General features: G+C 64.3%; 18 protein-coding genes. 7 read left to right on the top strand and 11 right to left on the bottom strand.

Annotated elements, in window-relative coordinates; genetic code table 11:
• Window positions 1–367: 367 nt before the first annotated feature.
• Window positions 368–1,570: an acyltransferase gene (locus KBW98_RS05390; RefSeq protein ID WP_211519100.1), complete on the bottom strand. Its 1,203-nt coding sequence runs from the start codon at window positions 1,568–1,570 to the stop codon at window positions 368–370.
• A 905-nt stretch (window positions 1,571–2,475) separates the two neighbouring features.
• Here KBW98_RS05390 and KBW98_RS05385 point away from each other — a divergent pair.
• The 7 genes from KBW98_RS05385 to KBW98_RS05355 all read left to right on the top strand — a co-directional run bounded on the left by KBW98_RS05385 (window position 2,476) and on the right by KBW98_RS05355 (window position 9,374).
• Window positions 2,476–3,762 carry an oligosaccharide flippase family protein gene (locus tag KBW98_RS05385; RefSeq protein WP_211519099.1) on the top strand — a complete coding sequence of 429 codons (1,287 nt, stop codon included), beginning with the start codon at window positions 2,476–2,478 and terminating at the stop codon, window positions 3,760–3,762.
• A 33-nt stretch (window positions 3,763–3,795) separates the two neighbouring features.
• Complete coding sequence (locus tag KBW98_RS05380) at window positions 3,796–5,016, top strand: hypothetical protein (RefSeq protein ID WP_211519098.1); 1,221 nt, start codon at window positions 3,796–3,798, stop codon at window positions 5,014–5,016.
• A gap of 22 nt (window positions 5,017–5,038) precedes the next feature.
• Window positions 5,039–6,271 (top strand): glycosyltransferase family 4 protein, encoded by a 1,233-nt coding sequence (locus KBW98_RS05375; protein WP_211519097.1) that lies wholly within the window; start codon window positions 5,039–5,041, stop codon window positions 6,269–6,271.
• A gap of 14 nt (window positions 6,272–6,285) precedes the next feature.
• Window positions 6,286–6,933, top strand: a complete 648-nt coding sequence (locus KBW98_RS05370; protein WP_211519096.1) for a sugar transferase — start codon at window positions 6,286–6,288, stop codon at window positions 6,931–6,933.
• A 7-nt stretch (window positions 6,934–6,940) separates the two neighbouring features.
• Window positions 6,941–8,143: a DegT/DnrJ/EryC1/StrS aminotransferase family protein gene (locus KBW98_RS05365; protein WP_211519095.1), complete on the top strand. Its 1,203-nt coding sequence runs from the start codon at window positions 6,941–6,943 to the stop codon at window positions 8,141–8,143.
• A gap of 31 nt (window positions 8,144–8,174) precedes the next feature.
• The gene (locus KBW98_RS05360; RefSeq protein WP_211519094.1) at window positions 8,175–8,846 is read left to right on the top strand and encodes a membrane-associated phospholipid phosphatase; all 672 of its coding nucleotides are present in this window, start codon (window positions 8,175–8,177) and stop codon (window positions 8,844–8,846) included.
• 381 nt (window positions 8,847–9,227) lie between these two features.
• Window positions 9,228–9,374, top strand: coding sequence for a hypothetical protein (locus tag KBW98_RS05355; protein ID WP_211519093.1), 147 nt, complete (start codon window positions 9,228–9,230; stop codon window positions 9,372–9,374).
• 87 nt (window positions 9,375–9,461) lie between these two features.
• Here KBW98_RS05355 and KBW98_RS05350 read toward each other — a convergent pair whose 3' ends face one another.
• The 10 genes from KBW98_RS05350 to KBW98_RS05305 form a co-directional block, all read right to left on the bottom strand.
• Window positions 9,462–10,733: a right-handed parallel beta-helix repeat-containing protein gene (locus KBW98_RS05350; RefSeq protein ID WP_211519092.1), complete on the bottom strand. Its 1,272-nt coding sequence runs from the start codon at window positions 10,731–10,733 to the stop codon at window positions 9,462–9,464.
• A gap of 265 nt (window positions 10,734–10,998) precedes the next feature.
• Window positions 10,999–12,132 carry a non-hydrolyzing UDP-N-acetylglucosamine 2-epimerase gene (gene wecB, locus KBW98_RS05345; RefSeq protein WP_211519091.1) on the bottom strand — a complete coding sequence of 378 codons (1,134 nt, stop codon included), beginning with the start codon at window positions 12,130–12,132 and terminating at the stop codon, window positions 10,999–11,001.
• Window positions 12,133–12,178: 46 nt separating this feature from the next.
• Entirely contained in the window at window positions 12,179–12,919 is a 741-nt protein-coding gene (locus KBW98_RS05340) for a hypothetical protein (RefSeq protein ID WP_229428997.1), read from the bottom strand.
• 35 nt (window positions 12,920–12,954) lie between these two features.
• Entirely contained in the window at window positions 12,955–13,650 is a 696-nt protein-coding gene (locus tag KBW98_RS05335) for a hypothetical protein (RefSeq protein WP_211519089.1), read from the bottom strand.
• Entirely contained in the window at window positions 13,622–14,752 is a 1,131-nt protein-coding gene (locus KBW98_RS05330; protein ID WP_211519088.1) for a glycosyltransferase family 4 protein, read from the bottom strand. The genes KBW98_RS05335 and KBW98_RS05330 overlap by 29 nt, the downstream gene beginning before the upstream one ends.
• Window positions 14,753–14,962: 210 nt before the next feature.
• Window positions 14,963–16,093: a DegT/DnrJ/EryC1/StrS aminotransferase family protein gene (locus tag KBW98_RS05325; protein WP_211519087.1), complete on the bottom strand. Its 1,131-nt coding sequence runs from the start codon at window positions 16,091–16,093 to the stop codon at window positions 14,963–14,965.
• 3 nt (window positions 16,094–16,096) lie between these two features.
• Window positions 16,097–16,810, bottom strand: coding sequence for an acyltransferase (locus KBW98_RS05320; protein ID WP_211519086.1), 714 nt, complete (start codon window positions 16,808–16,810; stop codon window positions 16,097–16,099).
• A gap of 2 nt (window positions 16,811–16,812) precedes the next feature.
• Entirely contained in the window at window positions 16,813–17,874 is a 1,062-nt protein-coding gene (locus tag KBW98_RS05315; protein WP_211519085.1) for a Gfo/Idh/MocA family protein, read from the bottom strand.
• Between the two features lie 17 nt (window positions 17,875–17,891).
• Complete coding sequence (locus tag KBW98_RS05310) at window positions 17,892–19,220, bottom strand: nucleotide sugar dehydrogenase (protein WP_211519084.1); 1,329 nt, start codon at window positions 19,218–19,220, stop codon at window positions 17,892–17,894.
• 40 nt (window positions 19,221–19,260) lie between these two features.
• Window positions 19,261–21,015, bottom strand: coding sequence for a nucleoside-diphosphate sugar epimerase/dehydratase (locus KBW98_RS05305; protein ID WP_229428996.1), 1,755 nt, complete (start codon window positions 21,013–21,015; stop codon window positions 19,261–19,263).
• Window positions 21,016–21,129 lie beyond the last annotated feature (114 nt).

Raw genomic sequence — 21,129 nt, 5'->3', positions numbered from 1 at the left:
GCAGGGGTGGCCGCAGCGGACCGGCATGGAAGGGCTGGGCCGCAAGGCCAACAGCGAATCGCCGGCGCCTGCGAGGGAACAGCTGCATGCTCGGTTCATTGTCACCCCCAGCTACCGGCCGAAGCCGCATCGAATCATCGATGCGGCTCTTTTTTGTTCGGCCCAGGCGGGGCTGCCGGGATGCCCCGGGCCGGCACCGTGAAGCACAGGGATTCCCACGGCCCGGCAGTGGCATGGCGGCTCGGCGGCCAGGCCCAGGCGCGGCCGACCGGGTGCGCCTTGAAAGCCCGTAGAGGCCTTCCATGAATGGACACTGGGACCCGGGGCCGCACGCATCCTTCCGGGTCGCCGCGCCGGCCTTCCTTCATTATGGTTCGGTGGACAACACGCTCCTTTCGGGCCGCGGCGCCTGCGGGCGCGGGAGCTTGCGCTTCAAGGCGCTACGGATCCGGTAAGTCCTGGATTCGAACAGCAGGTAGGAAACGTAGGCCGCGACGATCAGCGTGGCCAGCATCCCGAAGTAGATCGCGGTATGCCGCGGCTCGAACGGCGACAACTGGCGCAGCCCGAGGTGCTCCGTGCTCCAGTAGTGCATGAGCCCGATGAGGGGCACGTGCAGCACGTAAAGGCTGAACGAGAACTCCGCGAAGAACTTGCCGCCATCGCGCGCGGGACGCGCCAGGCGCGATGCCGGCGACGCCTTGAACTGCAGGCTGGACAGCAAGACCAGGTAGAGCAGGCCGCATAGCAGGTCCGGGCCGAGCGTCGACAGCTCGAATGCATCGAGTTCACCGGTCAGGCGGAAATATCCCGAGACGCCGAGCAGCAGCACGACCCAGGCCCAGCGGACGGCGTTGCTGCACTCGATGCGGATACGCGAGAACGCCACGCCCAAGAGCCAGACCAGGAAATAGGCCACCAATGCGGTGGGCAAGAGGAAGCCGATCGCGAGGAGGCCAGCAGCGGACCCGAGCCGGACCAGCTTGTCCTGCGCCGTGCAGGCAAGCGCCATCAAGGGGAAGAGCACGTAGTACCAGGTTTCGTTGGCCAGGCTCCACAACGGGAAATTGCCGCCAAAGACAGGGACCAGGATGCGCTGCAGGCCGACCAGATTGCCGGCGAAGGTCGTGGCCGAATATGGATCGGCTGCCGAGAAGCCGAACGACGCCGGACTGGCAGCGCCGATCGCGAATGCAAAGACCAGGGTCAGCACGAAGGTCGGAATCAGGACGGTCCACAGGCGTGTGACACGGTCGATCGCGTAGTTGACGACCGCATGCGGCTGCCCGATCCGGTTGAGGAGACTGCCTCCGACCAGCCATCCGCTGATCACGAAAAAGACCAGCACGGCCTGATGGGCGAAACCGCTGAGGAAGGCCAGCCCCTGGAACCACAGGGGCGGATCGGCGACGTCGCGCACTGCCGGATACATCGCCGCGCGCAGGTGGGCCGTGGCGACGATGAAGGCCGCCAGGCCCCGCAGTACCGAGATGAGGATGGAATGCCAGCTTGCTTCGTCAAACTGGCCTTGGCGCTGGAATGCGAACCGCGGTATATGGGGGGAAACCATTCGTTCTCCTTCGCTTGGGTAGACCGGCTTCCCGCCTGCTCAAGGTGGACTGCCGGTGCGACAGGCGGCCGCGCATCCTGACGCGCGGATGAATGAAACGAGCGGAGCATGGCTGTCTACGACCGCGTGCGTTGCAGCCAAGCGGCTGCGTAGCAAGCCGACGCTGCGCCTGCCGAAACTACGGATACCTATAACACCCCGGTGCCGCCGAGATCGATGGCGCCCGATGCTCCCGCCCGGCGTGCGACATCCTTTTGTCTTCCCAGGTGGGGTAGTAAAGATCAATGCATCATTGCTGAGATTCTTATGCTCGATTGCACGGCGTTCTTTTGCCGCGCGGATATGCTTGTTGTGAAATTCCTGTGGAATCGACTTTATCAGAGCCGGATTGACGTATTTTGAAACGAGTCAAATATGGTTTTGTTGGCGATATTGTTGTGTGCGGTGAAATTCGCCCTCGATGTGCGCTGGCAAATTGCTCTTTCCATACTCAAATTGGCCCGGCTGATCGGCGGACGTGAAGCGAAGAGAATTTCATGATGCCAATATTGAACATCGGAATAATTTCGCAGTAGAAAGGATGGCGTTGCAAAGGGCGGAGGCATAGCTCCGCAAGAATTCAAAAACAAATTTTGACCGTGTCAGATTGATGATCGTCAATCCGTTATTTGGAAATGCGTTGATAATCATTTCGAAAGGTTATTGATGGGCTTGTTAAGCGCCCGCAGTGAAAAGGGAATGTTATCGAGAGAAGTTATTTGGAATAAAGCGAAGCAAAGCTTGCTTCATGCTGGCCCACAGCTAGTTGGGTGAGCAGGTGGACTTTAGGCTCAATCTCTATATCTCATCCGGTTTATGTCCTCATGCCCTCTAGGATACATAGTTCAAAAACATTGCTGTCAACCATGAATTTACCCCTCCCTGTTTTCTGGAAACACGCGACGACGGTCCTCACCGGAACCGTCGTGGCGCAGGCCTTGCCGCTACTGGTAGCGCCGCTCATCACCCGTTTGTGTACGCCGGCCGACCTGGGGGAATTCAGCGTCTGGCTGGGCGTGATCGCCATTGCATCCACCATTGGAACGCTCAGGCTGGAAGCGGCCATGATCCTCGACCACGACTCGGACGAGCAGCAGACCTGCTTCAGCGTGGTGGCCTATTGTTCGACATTGCTGGCGATTTTCATCACCTTCGCAGTGATCCTCGCCCGCCTTACCGATCTTCCCCAGGCGCAGAACATGTCCTGGTTCGGCTTGATGACCATCGGTGTCGGGGCGTGGCTAACCGCCTATAACCAAGCCATGCTCGCCTATGCCACCTCGTACCGGGCATTCGGCAAGGCGGCGATGGCCAAGATATGCGGCGCCGGCACCGTTGCCCTTGGCCAGCTGGTCTTGCTCCTAGTCGGGGTAGGAGGAAGGGCCTTGTTAGCAGGACAAATCATTGGCCTGTCGATCGGTTTGGCGGCTGCAATGTTCCTGCTTTCGCCTCCGCGTCCCAGGATCTCGCTGCTGCCGACCCGGTCCCAATTAAATTACCTTAAGAAACATGAGTCTTTCTGGCGCTTCTCCTTGCCGGCCGGATTGTTGAACACGGCCGCCGGGAAATTCCCGCTGTTCCTGGTCGGCGCCAAGTATGGCTTGTTCGCAGCCGGCCTGTTTGCGTTGACTGAACGTATATTGACCGCGCCGGTCTCCCTGTTGGCCGCATCCGTCCTGGAGGTCTTCAAGCGCCAGTCGGTCCACGAGTTCCAGACTTATGGCCATTGTAGGCAGGCATTCCAGAGCACCTTCAAGGCCCTGGTCCTGCTTGGTTGCGGTCCAGCCCTGTTCATCTTCGCCTTTGCGCCGAACCTGTGCGCCTGGATATTTGGCGAGCCATGGCGCGAAGCAGGAGAATTCGCGCGCATATTGGCGCCGCTGTATTTCCTGAATTTCGTCGCGAGCCCCTTGAGTTATGTCTTCTTCGTGGCAGGCAAGCAGAAAATCGAGCTCCTGTGGCAGATCGCCCTGTTCGTGACGACAATTACGATATTTATCGCGCCGGTTCCCTTGAAGCAGGTCCTGATGCACTACACGATTGCCTATTCGACCCTGTATCTCATTTACCTGTTCCTGTCGTACCGATTCTCCAAAAACTCCTCTATTGGATCGGGCCGGCTTACCGATTCGGGTGCCGCCAATGGCGGCTGAGGTCTCATTCGACTGGAAAGACAGGAAACGATCATGCAGGCTATGGGAATCGCGAGCAAGCGGCAGAAAAGAATCATTAATCCGACCTCCACGGCGCATGCCGCCTTCCTGCTGCTATTTCCAGGCTTTTTCTTCTACCAAACGCTGCTGGGGATCGGCGCCATTCCGGCCTTTTTAGGGGGATATTTCACACTGGTGGCCGTCGTTCTCTTGCTGCCTTTATTCTTTGCCCTGATGGCCGAAGCGAAGTCGCACAAACATTACATCACCAGCCTCGATCTCTGTCTCGTACTTCTCGCGCTCTATTATCTATTCGTGCTTGCGGCAAATTTTGCTGCGGGCGCCACGCTGATCATCATCGAGCGCTACGTCGCAAGCATTATTTTCTGTTTCGAAACCTACGTCATCTTCAGGCTGATCGACTTCAGCGACAAGAACTTCGTGGGGATTATCGTGATCTCTCTGCTGGTCATGTCGGTCATCACTTATTATTTTTCGGTAGGCGGCTTCTTTTTCCTGCAGGCGCTGGGCGAGGCCAAGGATCCGGCCAGCCTGGCTACCTACCAGGGCTTTGCCCGCTCCTACATCTACACCTACCTCATTGTGACCGCGCTCGTGCGGTCGATGGCGCTGCGCTACGTGCTGTATGCGCTTGCCACCAGCGCCTTGTTCCTGAACGGGGCGCGCAGCGAGTTTTCCGCGGTCCTGTGCCTGATTCCGGCAATCGAGATGTATTACGCCAAGCAAAGACTCTATGCGATCTTTGCGCTCCTGCTGCTGTCCATCTTCCTGGTGGGCGGCGTCGACTACATCGTGACCGCGCTGCCGGAAAACCGCATCCTGCAGCTGCTCGACCTGTCCCATTCGAGTTCCGCGATCACCCGGCAGCGCTTTACCGAGGACGCGCTGCGCACGATCCATGCGAATCCCTTCTTCGGCGATTTCGCCAGCTATCCCGACGGCCACTATGCGCACAATGTGCTGACCACCTGGGTGGACTTCGGGCTGTTCGGCTTCGTCTTTTTCTCCGCCTTGATGTTATGGCATGCGCTCTGGCTGTTCTTCAACGGCTTCTTTTCGCTCAGGAAGAGCGGGGACTTTGTCCTGGCCTGGTCCTTCGTGTGCGCCACCATCCTGTGGGCGCTGACCGCGAAGAACATGCCCGACATGAGCGTCGGAGCGGCATTGGGCGCGTTTGCGCGTTACCGCTTCAAGAAGAACTATCCGGCGAAGCCGGGCGGGTCCCCCGTCTAGCCGGCCGATCGAGGTGCGAGGCATGCGAATTCTCTACATCAATCACTATGCGGGGTCGCCGCGCCACGGCATGGAATACCGTCCGTACTACCTGGCGCGCGAATGGGTGGAGGCGGGCCATGAGGTGAGGATCGTCGCCGCCGACCATTCCCATTTGCGCGTCCAGGGACCCAGGCTGGACGGCGGTCCCCGCCTGGAAGAGCATATCGACGGCATCCGCTACACCTGGCTGAAGACCACGCCCTACAAGGGCAACGGGGTCGGACGCGTGCGCAATATCGGGTCCTTCGTGCGCCGGCTGTACCAGGAAGGGCGCCGCCTGGCGGCGGAATCCAGGCCCGACGTCGTCATCGCCTCGAGTACCTACCCGATGGACATCTGGCCGGCCCACCGCATCGCCCGCATCGCCGATGCGAAACTGGTCTTCGAACTGCATGATCTCTGGCCACTCACGCCGATGGAACTGGGGGGCATGTCGAAGCGGCACCCCTTCATCATGGTGGCCCAGGCGGCGGAGAACTACGTCTACCGCCATGCCGACGCAATCGTCTCGATGCTGCCGAAGGTGCATGGCTACGTCACGGCGCGCGGCATGGCGCCGGAGCGCCTTTTTATCGTCCCGAACGGCGTCGACCCGCGCGAATGGCCCGCGCGCCTTGCGCCGCTGGAGGGTCGGACCGCGGATCTGCTGGCGCAGCTTGCCGGCGCCGGAAGGCCGGTGGTCGGCTATGCGGGCAACCACGGGATCTCGAACTCGCTCGACACGCTTCTCCAGGCAGCCAGGAGCATGCGCGGCGAGCGGCCATCCTTCGTGCTGGTGGGCGCAGGCCCGGAAAAGAACGCGCTGAGGCAGTGGGCGCAGGCCGAGGGCCTGGACGACGTCCATTTCGCCGACCCGGTCGCGAAGGAACACATTCCGGCGCTGCTGCAGCGCTTCGATATCGCCTACATCGGCTGGCGGCGGCAGCCCTTGTACCGGTTCGGGATCGCACCGAACAAACTGATGGACTACATGATGGCGGGGCGTCCGGTACTGCATGCGGTCGAGGCCGCCAACGATCCCGTAGGCGAAGCGAGCTGCGGAATGACGGTCCCACCCGAAAGCCCGGCCGCGGTCGCGGGAGGGATTCGCGCGCTGATGGCGGCGAGCGAGGCGGAGCGCAAGGCGATGGGAGAGCGGGGCAGGGACTTCATCCTGCGCCATTTTACCTACCCGATCCTGAGCCGGCGCTTCCTGGCCGCTTGCCAAGGCTGAGGCCGCGCCGCTTGATGTCCGATCCAGCCGATGCCTATCGATCCGGAAAAATCATGGTGAACACGATGACGCGGTTTGACCTTTTCCTCAAGCGCAGCTTCGACCTCCTGGTCGCCATCCTCGGCCTTGCGTTGACCTGGCCCCTTATCGGGGTCTGCTGGCTGATCGCCGCGATCGAAACGCGCAGCAATGGATTCTTCATACAACAGCGGGTCGGGCGGCATGGGCGGATCATCCGTGTTTGCAAAATCAAGACCATGTATGCGAGCGACAGCAAAAGGAGCCCGCTCGCGTCCGATAATCTATCCTCGATTACACGTTCGGGAGCGGTCTTCCGGAAATACAAGCTGGACGAATTGCCGCAGCTTTTCAATGTCCTCATTGGCGACATGAGCCTGGTCGGTCCCCGGCCCGACGTGCCGGGCTATGCGGACAAGCTCACCGGCGGCGACCGCCTGATCCTGTCCCTGCGGCCAGGCATCACCGGTCCGGCCTCGATCAAGTACAAGAACGAAGAACAGATGCTGGCATCGGTCGACGACCCGCGCTGGTACAACGACAAGGTGATCTGGCCCGACAAGGTCAGCATCAACAAGGAATATTTCCGGAACTATTCCCTGGTCCGGGATATCAAGTACATCTTCCAGACCCTGCTCGGATGAGGATCCCATGACAACACCATGCGCCAGCTGGCCCAGTTTCTCGGATGAAGAAGCGACCGCCGTCAAGAACGTGATCTTGTCGAATAAAGTGAATTACTGGACCGGTACCGAATGCCGCGAATTCGAAAAGGAGTTCGCATCCTGGGTGGGGACGGATTACGCCGTCTCGCTCGCGAACGGCACCCTGGCCCTGGATTGTGCGCTGAAAGCGCTCGGGATCTCGGCCGGCGACGAGGTGATCGTGACGCCCAGGAGCTTCATGGCGTCCGCCAGCTGCATCGTCAACGCCGGCGCCGTCCCCGTGTTCGCGGACGTCGACCGCGACAGCCAGAACATCACCGCCGACACCATCGGCAAGGTGCTCACTCCGCGCACCAGGGCGATCATCTGCGTCCACCTGGCGGGCTGGCCCTGCGACATGGACCCCATCATGGAACTGGCGGAGGCGCGCGGCCTCTACGTCATCGAAGACTGCGCGCAGGCCCATGGGGCGCGCTACAAAGGGCGGATGGTGGGCAGCATCGGGCACATCGGCGCCTGGTCCTTTTGCCAGGACAAGATCATGACGACGGGCGGCGAGGGCGGCATGGTGACGACCAATTGCCGCGCCTGGTGGAACAGCATGTGGTCCTATAAGGACCATGGAAAGTCCTGGGACGCCGTGTACGAGCGCCGCCATCCGACGGGCCACCGCTGGGTGCACGAGTCGTTCGGCACCAACTGGCGCATGCTGGAAGTGCAGGCGGCCATCGGACGCATCCAGCTGGGGCGCATGCCAGCATGGACGGCGCAGCGCACCGCGAACGCGCGCAGGCTGGCCTCGGCCTGCAGGGAAATCGCGGCGCTGCGGGTGCCGGACATTCCCGCCCACGTCGAGCATGCCTTCTACAAGTTCTATGCCTTCGTCGAGTCCGGAAAGCTGGCGGACGGATGGACACGGGACCGGATCATGGAGGAACTCTGCGCGCGTGGCGTGCCCTGCACCCAGGGGAGCTGCTCGGAAATGTATCTCGAAAAGGCATTCGACCGCACCGCTTACCGTCCCTCACGGCGCCTGCCCATGGCCCGCGAGCTGGGCGAGACCAGCCTGATGTTCCAGGTGCATCCGACCCTGACGCCGGCCGATCTCGACCTGGCCTGCCGCGCGATCACCGAAGTGTTCGCCCAAGCCGGCCGCGCCGACCGCGTCCTCGTGAACCCGGTGTCGTGAGCGGCGGCGCGGCGCCGGCGGTGGACAGCGCATGATCTCGTGGATGCACGTGATCGAAATCGGTCACACCGCGGTGATGCTGCCGGTCGCGGGTGCGATCGCAGTCTGGCTCGTCCTGGGCAGGGCATGGAAGCTGGCGCTGTGGTGGTGCCTCGTCATGGCTGCCGGCCTGGGCGTGGTCGCGCTGTCGAAGCTGGCCTATCTCGGCTGGGGCGTGGAAGTTCGGTCCATCGCTTTCCAGGCCCTCAGCGGCCACGCCTGGCGCGCCACGGCCGTGCTGCCGGTCCTAATCTTCCTGGTGCTGCAGAAGGCGCCAGCCGGGTTGCGCCGTGGCGGCGTGCTGCTCGGGCTGGCGTCCAGCATGGGAATCGGCGCTTTACTCGTCATTTTTCGATTTCACACGGTGTCCGAGGTCCTCGCCAGCACCATGCTCGGGATCGCCGCCATGACCGCCTTCATCCGCATGGCGTCGGTCCTGCCGGCGCCACGGACCGGTCCCTGGACCATACCCGCAGCGCTGATCGCCTTCACCATCGTTTGCCTCCTGAAGCCTTCGTCGCTCAACCACCGGCTGGTCGACGTGGCGCTGTACTTCTCCGGACGCGATACGCCGTATCGCTGGTCGCGCCCGGGCGAGGCCCGCTTCCCGGACGGGGAGGAGAAGCATTGGAAGAAGACCTGCCAGGTCCACATGCCGGACTAGCATGGCCCGGGGCAGTCCAAGACGCGGGACGAGAGCATTTGCCTGCGCGTGCAGACGGCGTCGGGCGGGCGCCTGTCCGCGGACGTGGCACCATGGCCGCGCAGTGCGGGGTGGGGGCCGCGGAGGGCCACGTCCTCGGCGGCAGGCGCTTTGCCCCGTAGCCGGGGCGGTCGGCCAGGGCAGGAGGCGCCGTTTCGCGCACGAAAACGTGGTCTTTTCGTGTGGGCGAGACCTCGGCGCGCCGCGTCCTCAGCGGCATGCGCCTTGCCCGAAATCGGGGCGCCCGGCCTGGACCATGCGGCGTCGTTCCGGGCGGGAAGCCATGGCCGCACGCTTCCGTCTCAGCCAGCCGGTGGGTTCGACCCAGGCCTGGCGGGCGGCTTGCTCGATAGCGGCGAGGGCGAGGCCCTGCGCGACCGCGCGGCGATGGCGGACCTGGTCGTGGACGGCACCCAGCGCAGGATCTTCAAGCCGTGCGGAGCAGGGATCTCGGCGCGCCGCACCCTTGCCCGCAGCTGGAGCGGCTAGCTTGGAGCACGCCGCCGTTCCGAGCGCGAGGACGTGGCCGCATCCGGCGGTGGCCACGACGGACCGCGCGCTCGGTGTGGTGCTGGTTCAGTCCGAGGCGGGACTGACGTGGTAGGCGCCTAGTTGGGGGAAGGTCTCCCCCGGGGCGTGCGCGATCCGGGCCGCGCCGTCGACGGCTTTGCTGCGGACCAGGAGACCTGGTGAACCGCGCTTCAGGCGATAGTCACCGCTGCCGTCGGCCTGGTAATTCAGGAATTGAGGATCCTCGGTAATGGTGCCGCTGACCTGGCCGCCCACGCGCAGGGCGGTGCCGCTCGAGTGCACGAGGTTGTCGATGTAGCGATTGTTGTCGCCGACCTTGCCGCCTTCGACGATCCCATAGGCGATGTTGTCATAGACGATATTATTCGCGACATAGTTGTTCCGCGATCCTTCAGGAAGAGCGCCGGCGTCGCCGCCGCCGATGAGGATGCCGATCTTGCAGCGGAAGACCGTATTGTTGACGATGCTGGAATCCGTCGCCCCGTGCCATTGCTGGATCCCGGCCGCGGCAACGCCGGACACGATATTGTTGACCACGGTATTGTGCGGATTCGCGATATAAATCCCTTGTACCGTATTGCAGCGCCCGATCATGGCGGCGCCGATGTTCCTGATCACGTTGCCCTTGATGAGGACATGGCCCGGGCCGCCATCGGTGTCGATGGCCGCGCCGCCGGCGCCGGTACAGCCGCCACTGACGGCAAGATCATGGATCAGGTTGTTCGTGATGCTCAGGTGCGCCCCGTCCGCCACGATGCCATGCCGGCCGCTGCCGCTGATGTCGAAGCCCTCGATGTCGACATGGCTGCCTTTCGCGCGCCAGGCGATGCCGGTGCCGGACACGACGATCTTTGCCCCCCACCTGAGGTCGGAGACAAACTTGATGCGTGCCGAGCTGGTTCCGCTACGCGAAGTGCCGATGCCCGCGCTGTGCGGCGTGGGGGCGGACACTTCATAGACGCCGGGCGCGACATGGATGGTGTAGCCGGGGGAGGCGGCGGCATCCGCACGTGCGATGGTCCGAAACGGGGCCGCTTTCGTACCCGGATTCGTGTCCGCGCCGCCGGGCGCCACGTACAGGTGCTTGCCTGGCGAGCACGCGGCCAGCAGGACAGCCAAGCCCGCATGGCAGGACCACCGGGCAAGCAAAAGAGGGCCGGGCACGCGACGGCCCGCGTTGGCGTTCCTGATCTGCTGCGCCGGCGGGCATTGTCGCTGCGGGTTAATCGAGGTCTGGTTCCGTTGCAAACACAGGCCGTCGGAGAATCCGGCTCCCGGGGAGCCTGCCACCCGCGCTGACTGGATTGTCTTTCTCATCAGTATGTCCTTTGGATCGAAGTGTTTCCGATGCAGCCGGCGCCATGCGGAATCCGCCGCGGCGCGCGCTGGCGCCACCGGGCGGTTTGCCGCTGTAAGGCGGTGCGAACGAAGGAGCGAACCTCGCCGGCAACGTATGAGCTGATCGTTGCCAGGCGCCGCATGCGCCGTCTGCGCCACGAGGACGGCGGCCGGCGCGCCTGCCGACGCATGGGTTCCAAGTGTGGAGCCTGGTTTTTCGCCGGCAGATGCCGGTCGCCGCCGCCTAATGCCGGTCCACGCGGGAATCCTGGTGCAGGTCCCGCAACAGGCGTTGCACAATCCGGCGCGCCGCATCGCCGGCGCCGTAGGGCGCGACGTCCTTGCCCTTGCTTCCGAGGCTGGCATGCAGGCAGTCGAGCACGGCGGCGGGATCGACGGGCGGGGCCAGCCGGTTCCATCCCGCTTCGAGCAGTTCGACCCACTCGGTTTCGTCGCGCAAGGTCACGCAGGGCACGCGATGGAAATAAGCCTCTTTCTGGACACCGCCGGAATCGGTCGCAATCAGCGCAGCGTATTTCTCCAGCTGGACCATGGAGAGATAGCCTTGCGGCTCGACCAGGACCAGCGCGCGCTCCAGGGCCTCGAGTTTTCCTTGTTGCGCCAGGATGCCGCGTGTGCGTGGATGCAGGGGCAGCACGACCTTGATGTCTCTTGCGAACGAGGTGAGCGCCGCGACGATCGCGCCCAGCCGCGCCGGATGGTCGGTGTTTTCCGCGCGATGGATGGTTGCCAGGCAGTAGGCGCCGGGCCGGACGCCGTGCTCCTCCCGCAGCCGGTCCAGCACGCCGCCATCCTCGCCGACGCGGCCTCCATGGTGCAGCGCCACGTCGTACATCACATCGCCGACCTGGTCGATCCGGTCGGGGGCGGCGCCTTCGCGCAGGAGGTGGGCGCCGGCGATCTCTGTGGGCGTGAACAGCCAGCGCGCGACGCGATCGGTCAGGCTGCGGTTGACTTCCTCGGGTGAGCGGGGATTGAAGGAGCGCAGGCCGGCTTCGACATGGGCTACGGGAATATGCAGCTTGACTGCAGCAAGTGCGCCTGCGAGCGTGGAATTGGTGTCGCCGTAGACGAGTACGGCGTCCGGTTCCTCGCGCAGCAGCAGTTTCTCGATTTCGATCAGCATGCGCCCGGTCATGTCCCCGTGCGTCCCGCCATGCACCGCGCAGTGGTGGGCAGGCGGGTCCATTCCCAGTTCGGCGAAGAACACGTCCGACATGTTGGCGTCGAAGTGCTGGCCGGTATGGACCACGACTTCGTGCAGGTCGCGCGTGTCGCGCAGGAGCGCCGATACGGCGCTGGCCTTGATGAACTGGGGCCGGGCGCCAATGACGGTAAGGATTTTCTTCGGATTCATGAGGGCTTCCGGTTGAGTGCAATGAGCTAGGCCGTTTGTCCCTGGCTTACCAGGTGACGGCTTCATAGAAGCGGAACAGGTTTGCCTTGGTGTTTTCCTTCCAGTTGGTCTCGACCTGCCTCGGATGGGTGACCAGGCAGATCCGGTCGTGCTTGCCGATGACGTCGAACGGCGAGGCAGGGCAGTAGTACTGGGGCGGCGGACGATCGGCGATGTACATGTCGATGTGGTCCAGCAGTGCGGCGTCGTAGGCCTCGCATTCGATGCCGCAGTCCTGACGCAACTGCCCGTCCGCAAGGATCTCGGCGTTGTTCAGCTTGAGGCGGCGGTTGGCGAAGTCGCCGTGGCTGGCCACCGTCCTGATCTTGCGCCCGAGGGTTTTCTCGATGGAGGCGAAATTCTTGCGGAACTCGTCACGGATTTCGGGAAGCCGGCTGCGAACCAGGGCCGGGTCCTTGATCTTGTGCCGCTTGGCGAAGGCGGCCAGTTCCTCGTAGTGATAGCTGGCTTCGCCGCCATACTCTTCGATCTCGTGCATCAGGTCGAAGTCGAGCGTCGAGAGCCGGAAATAATACGTGGACTTTATGCCATGGTGCTTTTCGATCCTGAGCAGCTTCCTGGTCGTGCGCAGGTCCGTGTCGATGTCGTGCCGGTGCACGATGTACTTGGCCCTGCCGGCCCGCCCGGCGCGCACCAGGTCGAAATAGTCGCGCACCGAGGTCTGGACAAAGCCGGCGTCCTGCCCCGCGCGAATCAGGCGTTCATGCATCGCAAGCCGGGAAGGCATGCCGTAATCGCTATATAAGCGCCTTAGTAGGGCTTTCATTGGATTGAATACTTGACGCGATAGGGTTCGAAACCGAGCACTTTCTTGAACGTCTGCAGCCCAGGGCTAGCACCAAAAAAGGTGTCGTACATCAGGTAGGAATACCTGCCGCTCTCGATCATTTGTCCGACGATATCGGTCACCATCAGGTGCATGATGCCGTCGTTGTTGCGCAGGCCGAGCAGGCGGTCGAATGCGACGAAATTGCCGTAGAGACCGAGGTTGCTATAGGCCATCAGCTTTCCGGTGGGGCTCAGGACCCCGAAATACTTGTAGTTTTTTTCGCGCGGATAATGCGTTGTTTTTTCCAGGTAGGCCTGGTCCATGGGACGGCCCTGGCGCGTACCGAGCGAGGTATTGATCTCGTGGAGCTCGTCGACAAAATCATTCCTGTCGATCTCGGTCACGGTATAGCCCCTCGATCGCGCTTTCCTAGCATGATGCTCGCCCGAGTTACGGCCTTTGATCCTCCCCATATAATCGTCGCGATTGCCGAAGCGCTTCAGGTCGACCAGGGCGGCGCCCAGGGATTTGTTCTGGAAGATCTTGTACTTCGGATGCGGCTTGGTGAAATGGGCATGCATGCGCCTGACATCGTCCGGATTCATGTCCAAGCGGAATTCCAGCGATGCCACGGGAAGTTTGGCAATGCCGATTGCGAGTTCAAACAGCTGCGACAGGTTGCCTGACATGGGATAGCGCTCCGTAAAGGTCGGTTAGCTTGTTCGCTTGAACAGTCCAGTTGTACTTGTTCAGCACCGCCTGGCGGCCGCGCTCGCCCATTGCCCTGGCGGCTTGCGGGTTCGCCACCAGGTAGTCGATCGCGGCGGCGATCGCCTTCAGATCGGCCGGGTCGACGCACAGTCCGCATCCGTTTCCTTCGATAATGTCGCGCCACAGCGGAAAGTCGGAAGCGATGACCGGGATGCCGGCGGACATGTACTCGAACATCTTGGTGGGGTGGGAATCGAGGTGGTTGGGCAGGCGATGGAAGGTGACGATGCCCGCCAGCGAGCGCTCCATGACCTGGCGCACCCCGGCGCGGTCGAGAAAGCCGGATGCGTTTACCCGCTCCCAGCCGGGATCGGCCCTGACCTCCGCCTCGACCTGGGCTTCGGAGAATTTTCCGACCAGGTTGATCCGTGCAGGCGACTGCAGGTAGCGGCCCGCCCCGACCAGCTCGCGGATACCCCGTATCTCCCCGATGCCGCCGACATAGCAGACCTCGGCGCGCTTGCCTTCCCAGGGCATCGCACTGTCGAGTTCCCCCACCAGCGGGAAGTTGTTGACGTCGTCGGTGACCGGATGGATCCTGAGGAACTTGTCTCGTATAAATGGTGTCGCGGCGATGATGCCGTCGAAACGCGCGCACGCATAGCGTTCCACCAGCGAGAAGGCCACGGACAGCAGCCTGGCCGACAAGGGGCCGAGATAGGGCTTGCTCAGCAACTGGCGCGGGACGTCTTCGTGGGAATCGAAGATGACCTTCTTGCCGCGCCGCTTCAGCGCCAGGCCGACGGGGAGCAGTTCCGGATCATGGAGCTGGTAGATGTCGGCGTCCAGGCTCAGCGCCTTGGCGCGCACGCGGCGTGTCGTGCCGAAGATGCGCCGCACGCGGCCGGGCAGGCGGCCGACGTCGGTGATCGTGACGCCGTCGCGGCGTTCGTCTCCCAGGCCGTCCGCCACGACCAGGGTGACCTCGTACCCATGCGCGGCCAGCGTCCGGCACTGCTTGATGAAAATGCGCGTGTCGTTGCGAGGATGGGCCGATGTGAGATGAACGATCTTGCACATGTCAACTCCTGAGTGAAGACGAGACCGCAGTCCAGGACCAGCGGCAGCGCCCCATGGCGGCGCACCGTGTGGCGCTGCGCCATGGTGCGGTCCCGTAGTGCCATGTAGTACTGCCCCGTAGTCCCGCCCTGTAGTGCTGCGATGTTCCGCTGCGATCTAGTCCTGCCATGGAGAAGCGGTGGCGAACGGGCGTCAGCCGCCAGGGCAGGCCTATTTCGCCATCGCCACGGCCTGCCCCGTGCCGGACTGCGCCGCCCCCACGGCGCGCAGCAGGGTGGCGGCGACCAGCTGGGCGTCGGAGGCGGACAAATACGGCCCCATCGGCAGGCTGAGCACCCGAGCGGCCAGGTCTTCGGACACCGGGTAGCGCTCGCCCACGGCCAGGTGCGCATAAGCGGGCTGCTGGTGGATCGGCACCGGGTAGTGGACCGCCGTGGGCACGCCTGCCGTATCCAGCACGGCGCGCACCCGGTCGCGTTCCTCGACCAGGACCGTGTACTGGGCGTAGACGCTGGTACGGTCGGCCTGGCAAGCGATCACCGGCAGGTGCGGCTGGAGCATTTCGTCGTAGGCGGCCGCGACGCGCCGGCGCTGCTTCAGCTCCCAGGCGAAGCGCTCCAGCTTGGCCAGGACGATCGCGCACTGCAGGGTGTCCATGCGTCCACCCACGCCGAGGCGCGTATGCACATAGCGGCGCGACTGGCCATGCACGCGGATCTCGCGCATCGCGGTGGCCAGGGCGTCGTCGCTGGTGAACAGGGCACCGCCGTCGCCGTAGCAGCCGAGCGGCTTGCTGGGGAAGAAGCTGGTGCAGCCGATGCGCGAGAGATCGCCGCTCTGGCGGCCGCGGTAGGTGGCGCCGAAGCTCTGGGCGCCGTCCTCGATCACGGCCAGGCCATGGCGGGCGGCGATGTCGTTGATGGCGTCCATGTCGGCCGGCTGCCCGTACAGCGAGACCGGGATGATGGCGCGCGTCGCCGGCGTGATCTTTTCTTCGATCAGGCAGGGATCGATGTTGCAGGTGTCGCGTTCGACATCCACGAACACCGGCCTGGCGCCGGCCAGCAGCACGGCTTCGGCGGTGGCGATGAAGGAGAAGGGCGTGGTGATGACCTCGTCGCCCGGCCCCACGCCGAGCGCCATCAGGGCGATCACCAGGGCCTCGGTGCCGGACGACACGGTGATGCAATGGCGTGCGCCGGTGTAGTCGGCCAGGCGCTTCTCGAGCTCGGCGACTTCCGGGCCCATGATGTACTGGCCATGTTCGAGCACCGCCTGGATACGATCGTTGATCAGGTCGCGTGAAGCCTTGTATTGCGATTTGAGGTCGATGAATTCCATGGATTATCCTTGTTCGGAGTAGGGTGCACGGGCCTGGGCGCCGTGATCGGTGTTGTCGTGGCCATTGATTGGGGCGGCAAGGTCCGCGCTCCCCTGGCGGCGCTCGCGCGCGCTGCCGGGAGCGCCGCAGGGAGCGCGGTCGTGGACAAGGGCGCAGACGCCGTCGCGCAGGACGTAGGTTTCGCCCGTATGGGGACAGCGCGCCTCGCCTTCGCCGCGCAGGGGCAGCGCAAGCCGCTCGCCATGGCGGCTGATCCAGCCGATCTGGCGCGCCGGCACGCCCGCCACCAGGGCGTAGGCGGGCACGTCGCGGTTGACGACGGCGCCGGCGGCCACGAAGGCGAATTCGCCGACCGTCACCCCGCACACTACCGTGGCATTGGCGCCGATGCTGGCGCCGCACCGCACCAGGGTGTGCCGGTACTCATGCTTGCGCACGACCGCGGCGCGCGGGTTGTAGACGTTGGTGAATACCATGCTGGGACCGCAGAACACGTCGTCCTCGAGCGTGACGGCATCGTAGATCGAGACATTGTTCTGGACCTTGACGCCGTCGCCGATGCACACGTCGTTGCCGACATAGACGTTCTGGCCGAGCGAGCAGGCGGCGCCGATGCGCGCGCCGGCGCAGATGTGGGCGAAATGCCAGACCCGGGTCGCCTCTCCGAGGACGGCGCCGTCGTCGACGATGGCGCTGGGATGGATGAGCGGCTCCATGCTCAGTACTCCAGCGGCAGGGCGACGCGCTTGCCGTCGCGGGCGGAACGGTAGGCGGCGACCAGCACCTCGAGCGACTTCAGGCCCTCGCGTCCGTCGGTCTCGGGCTCGGCTTCGCCACGCAGGACCCGGATCACGTTGTCGTAATAAAGCGGATGGCCGAAACCGTAGACCGAGGTGGTCTGGTAGCTGGCGTCCTTGATGGCGGCGTCGTCCGGATCGGGGCTGGCGAATTCCCATTGCTCGACCTGGTTGACGGCGACGCCGCCGATGCGCGCGGTGCCGCGCTCGCCCAGGATGGTGATCGAGCCTTCCATATTGTGCGGGTAGGTGAGCATGGTGACGTTCATCGAGCCCAGCGCGCCGTTGCGCCAGCGCAGGCTGATGACCCCGGTGTCCTCGACCTCGATGTCGCGCGCCAGGGTGGCGGTATAGGCCTGCAGGCTCTCGACCGGGCCGACGATCCAGTCGAGCAGGTCGACGTAGTGGCTGGCCTGGTTCATGAAGGCGCCGCCGTCGAATTCCCAGGTGCCGCGCCAGCGCGCCGAGTTGTAGTATTCGTCGGGGCGGGTCCAGAACACGTTCAGGTTGACCATGTAGATGCGACCGAAGCGCTTCTTGTCGACGGCGCGCTTGAGCAGCTGCAGGGTGGCGTTGCGGCGGTTCTGCTTAACCACGAACAGGCGCACGCCGGCGTCGTCGGCGGCCGTGACCATGCGCTTCCCGTCCTCCCAGCGCGTAGCCATGGGTTTTTCGGTGATCACATGGCGCCCGCTGCGCGCGATCTGCACCGCCTGGGCCGGATGCAGGCCCGAAGGCGTGGCGATGACGACGGCGTCGGCCTCGGCATGCGCCAGCATCTGCTCGAGGCTGGCATAGGGGCGGGCCCCGGTGAGGCCGGCGGCTTCCTCGAGGGCGCGCGGGTCGATGTCGCAGACGGCGGCCAGTTCGCAGCGCTCGTGGTGGGTGCGGATGGCGTTGATGTGGTTCTTCGCGATGCGGCCGCAGCCGACCAGGGCGAAGCGGATCTTGCGGTCGGTGATGGCAGGTGGGTAGTTGCGCATGGGATCTCCGGACGAAATCAGGCTTTGACGACGTGGGGCAGGCGTTCGAGATAGACGCCGCGGGTATCGACGATCAGGTTGGCGTACTGGCGAATCAGGGCATAGTCGAAGGCGCTGTGGGCGGTGGCCAGCAGCACCACGTCGTAGGACGCGATCGACGTCGGGCTGAGCGTGACGCTGGACAGCTCGAAGCGGTGCTCGCGCATGCGCGGGAAGACCGGCACATGCGGGTCGGAGTAATCGACATGCGCGCCCTTGTCGCGCAGCAGTTCCATCAGCGCGACCGAGGGCGATTCGCGCATGTCCTCGACGTCCTTCTTGTAGGCGGTGCCCAGCACCAGGACACGGCTGCCCATGATCGAGCGTCCCCGTGCGTTGAGGGCGTCGGCCAGCTTGCCGATCACCCAGTGCGGCATGTCGCTGTTGATCTCTCCCGCCAGCTCGATGAAGCGGGTGTGCAACCCGTACTGGCGCGCCTTCCAGGTGAGGTAGAAGGGGTCGATCGGGATGCAGTGGCCGCCCAGGCCGGGGCCGGGATAATAAGGCGTGAAGCCGAAGGGCTTGGTGGCGGCCGCGCGGATCACCTCGTGGATGTCGATGCCCATGCGGTCGGCGATGATCTTCATTTCGTTGACCAGGCCGATGTTGACGGCGCGGTGGATGTTTTCGAGCAGCTTGGTGAGCTCGGCGGCGCGGGTCGAGCTCACCGGCACCACGGTGTCGATCGCCTGGCGGTACAGGGCCAGGCCGGCCTCCAGGCAGGCGGCGCTGGAACCTCCGCAGACCTTGGGAATGGTGCGGGTATGGAAGTCGGGATTGCCCGGATCCTCGCGCTCGGGCGAGAACACGAGGAAGACGTCGCGTCCCACGGTGAAGCCGCGCTGTTCCAGGCGCGGACGCAGTTCCTCCTCGGTGGTGCCGGGATAGGTGGTGCTCTCGAGCGCAAGAATCTGGCCGGCGCGCATGTGCGGCAGCAGGGCGTCGGCCGTGCCCAGCACATAGGAGAGGTCGGGCTCGCGGTAGGGGCTCAGCGGCGTGGGCACGCAGATGATCAGGGCGTCGGCTTCGGCGGCGCGGGCGAACTCGGTGCTGGCGCTGAAGCCATGGCTGCGCGCGGCCTGGATGGTTTCGGCCTCGATATGGGCGATATAGCTGGCGCCCCGGTTCAGGGCGGCGACCTTGCCGGCGTCGATGTCGATCCCGAGCACCCGGAAGCCCTCGGCTGCGTAGCGCAGCGCGAGCGGCAGCCCGACATAGCCGAGGCCGACAATGCCGATCACTGCGCTACGGTCTTGCAGCCGCGCCAGCAGCTGCTTCAGGTGGTCTGATTGGTTCTCGTCTCGCATGGGTATCCTCGCCGGTGACGTCAGGGTGATGGGGAACGCTTCAAATACGGAATGGCACGAACTTCCTGCCCAGGCTGGTGCTTGCGGCGGCCTGTTCTTCGGCCGCCGGGGCCGCATGCGGCGCTTGTGGCGCGTATTCGGCCACGATGGCCTTGACCATCGATTCGATGGGACCGCGCTCGTGGGTATCGCAGGCCATCATCAGGCAGGTGATGCAGGTTTCCAGCACGCTCGGGCGCAGGGCGCTTTCCTTCATGCGCATGATGCGCGGGTGCTCGCTGGGGAATACCACGCCCTCGGTCAGCAGTTCCTCGTGCAGTTTTTCGCCCGGGAACAGGCCGACGAACTCGACTTCGATGTCGCCGCGCGGATTCTGCGGCGTGCGTTCGGTGAGGCCGTGCATGGCGATCATGGTGCGGGCCAGCTCGACGATGCGCACCGGCTCGCCCATGTCGAGCACGAACACGTCGCCGCCCTTGGCCATGGCGCCGGCCTGGATCACCAGCTGGGCGGCTTCGGCGATCAGCATGAAGTAGCGCGACACCTCGGGGTGGGTGATGGTGACCGGGCCGCCGCGTGCGATCTGGCGCTGGAACAGGGGGATGACCGAGCCGGACGAGCCGAGCACGTTGCCGAAGCGGACCATGCAGAAAGTGGTGGCGGCGTTGCCGGCGGCGCCGCCGCGCGCCGCCGCGGCCTGGAAGATCAGCTCGGCGATGCGCTTGCTGGCGCCCATGATGTTGGTCGGACGCACCGCCTTGTCGCTCGAGATCAGCACGCAGGTGGCCACGGTGTGGCGCGCTGCCGCCGCCGCGATGACCTGGGCCCCCAGCACGTTGTTGCGCAGGCCTTCGACGATGTTGGCTTCCACCAGGGGCACGTGCTTGTAGGCGGCCGCATGGTAGATGGTGTCGACCTTGCCCTCGCGCAGGATGCGGTCGACCAGGTCGGCGTTGCAGACCGACCCGAGGTGGGCGTGGATGGGCAGGTCGGGAAAGCGCGTGGCCAGCTCCTGGCGGATGGTGTAGAGCGCGAACTCGGAGTGGTCGAGCAGGTGCAGCTGGGACGGGGTGAGGGTGACGATCTGGCGGCACAGTTCGCTGCCGATGGAGCCGCCGGCGCCGGTGACCAGCACGCTCTTGCCGCGCACGCAGCGGGCGAACAGGTCCAGCCGCGGCGGCACCGGCGGACGGCCCAGCAGGTCTTCGAACTTGAGTTCGCGGATGGCGTTGGCCGGCGCGGCCTTGTCGCCCTCGAGGTCGACCAGGCGGCCCAGGATCTTGGCCGGCACGCCCGCCTGGCCCAGGCGCTGCATGATGTCGCGCAGCCGCTCCGGGGCCGCCGTCGGCAGGGCGATCACGGTCGTGCGGATGCCGAGGTCGGCCGCCATCTCGGCCAGGCGTGCGCTGGGAAACACGCGCAGGCCGGCGACGGTACGCTCGTGCAATGTGCGCTTGTCGTCGAAGAAGCACAGGGCGCGGTAGTCGTCGCTGTCGCGCAGGGCCTGGGCCAGGCGGGCGCCGGCCTCGCCGGCGCCATAGATGGCGACCGGGACGGCATGGCCGGCGCGGCCGCGGTGGGCGCGCAACAGGTTGCGCAGGCCGATGCGCGAGATTACGACATAGGAAAAGGCGACGAACCAGTAAATCGCCAGGACGCTGCGCGGAAAACTGATGTCGCTCAGGGCAAATAAGGCCAGCCAAGCGCAGAAAATGGCGATCGCAAGCGATAATCCGGACATGCTTAATAAGCGGTGGTCGATAAAGCGGATGACCGCCCGGTATAAATCGGACATGGAAAATGCCAGGATCGTGAGCGCGGCAATGAACAGATAAGAATCTGGACTAAATTCCATGGCCAGATTCAAATCGCCCCCGCGCAATATCATGGCGATAAGAAAACACAAGGG

This window comes from Massilia sp. ST3, from assembly GCF_018119405.1.
Lineage (GTDB): Bacteria > Pseudomonadota > Gammaproteobacteria > Burkholderiales > Burkholderiaceae_D > Telluria.
This window is presented reverse-complemented; position numbering and strand designations above follow the sequence as displayed.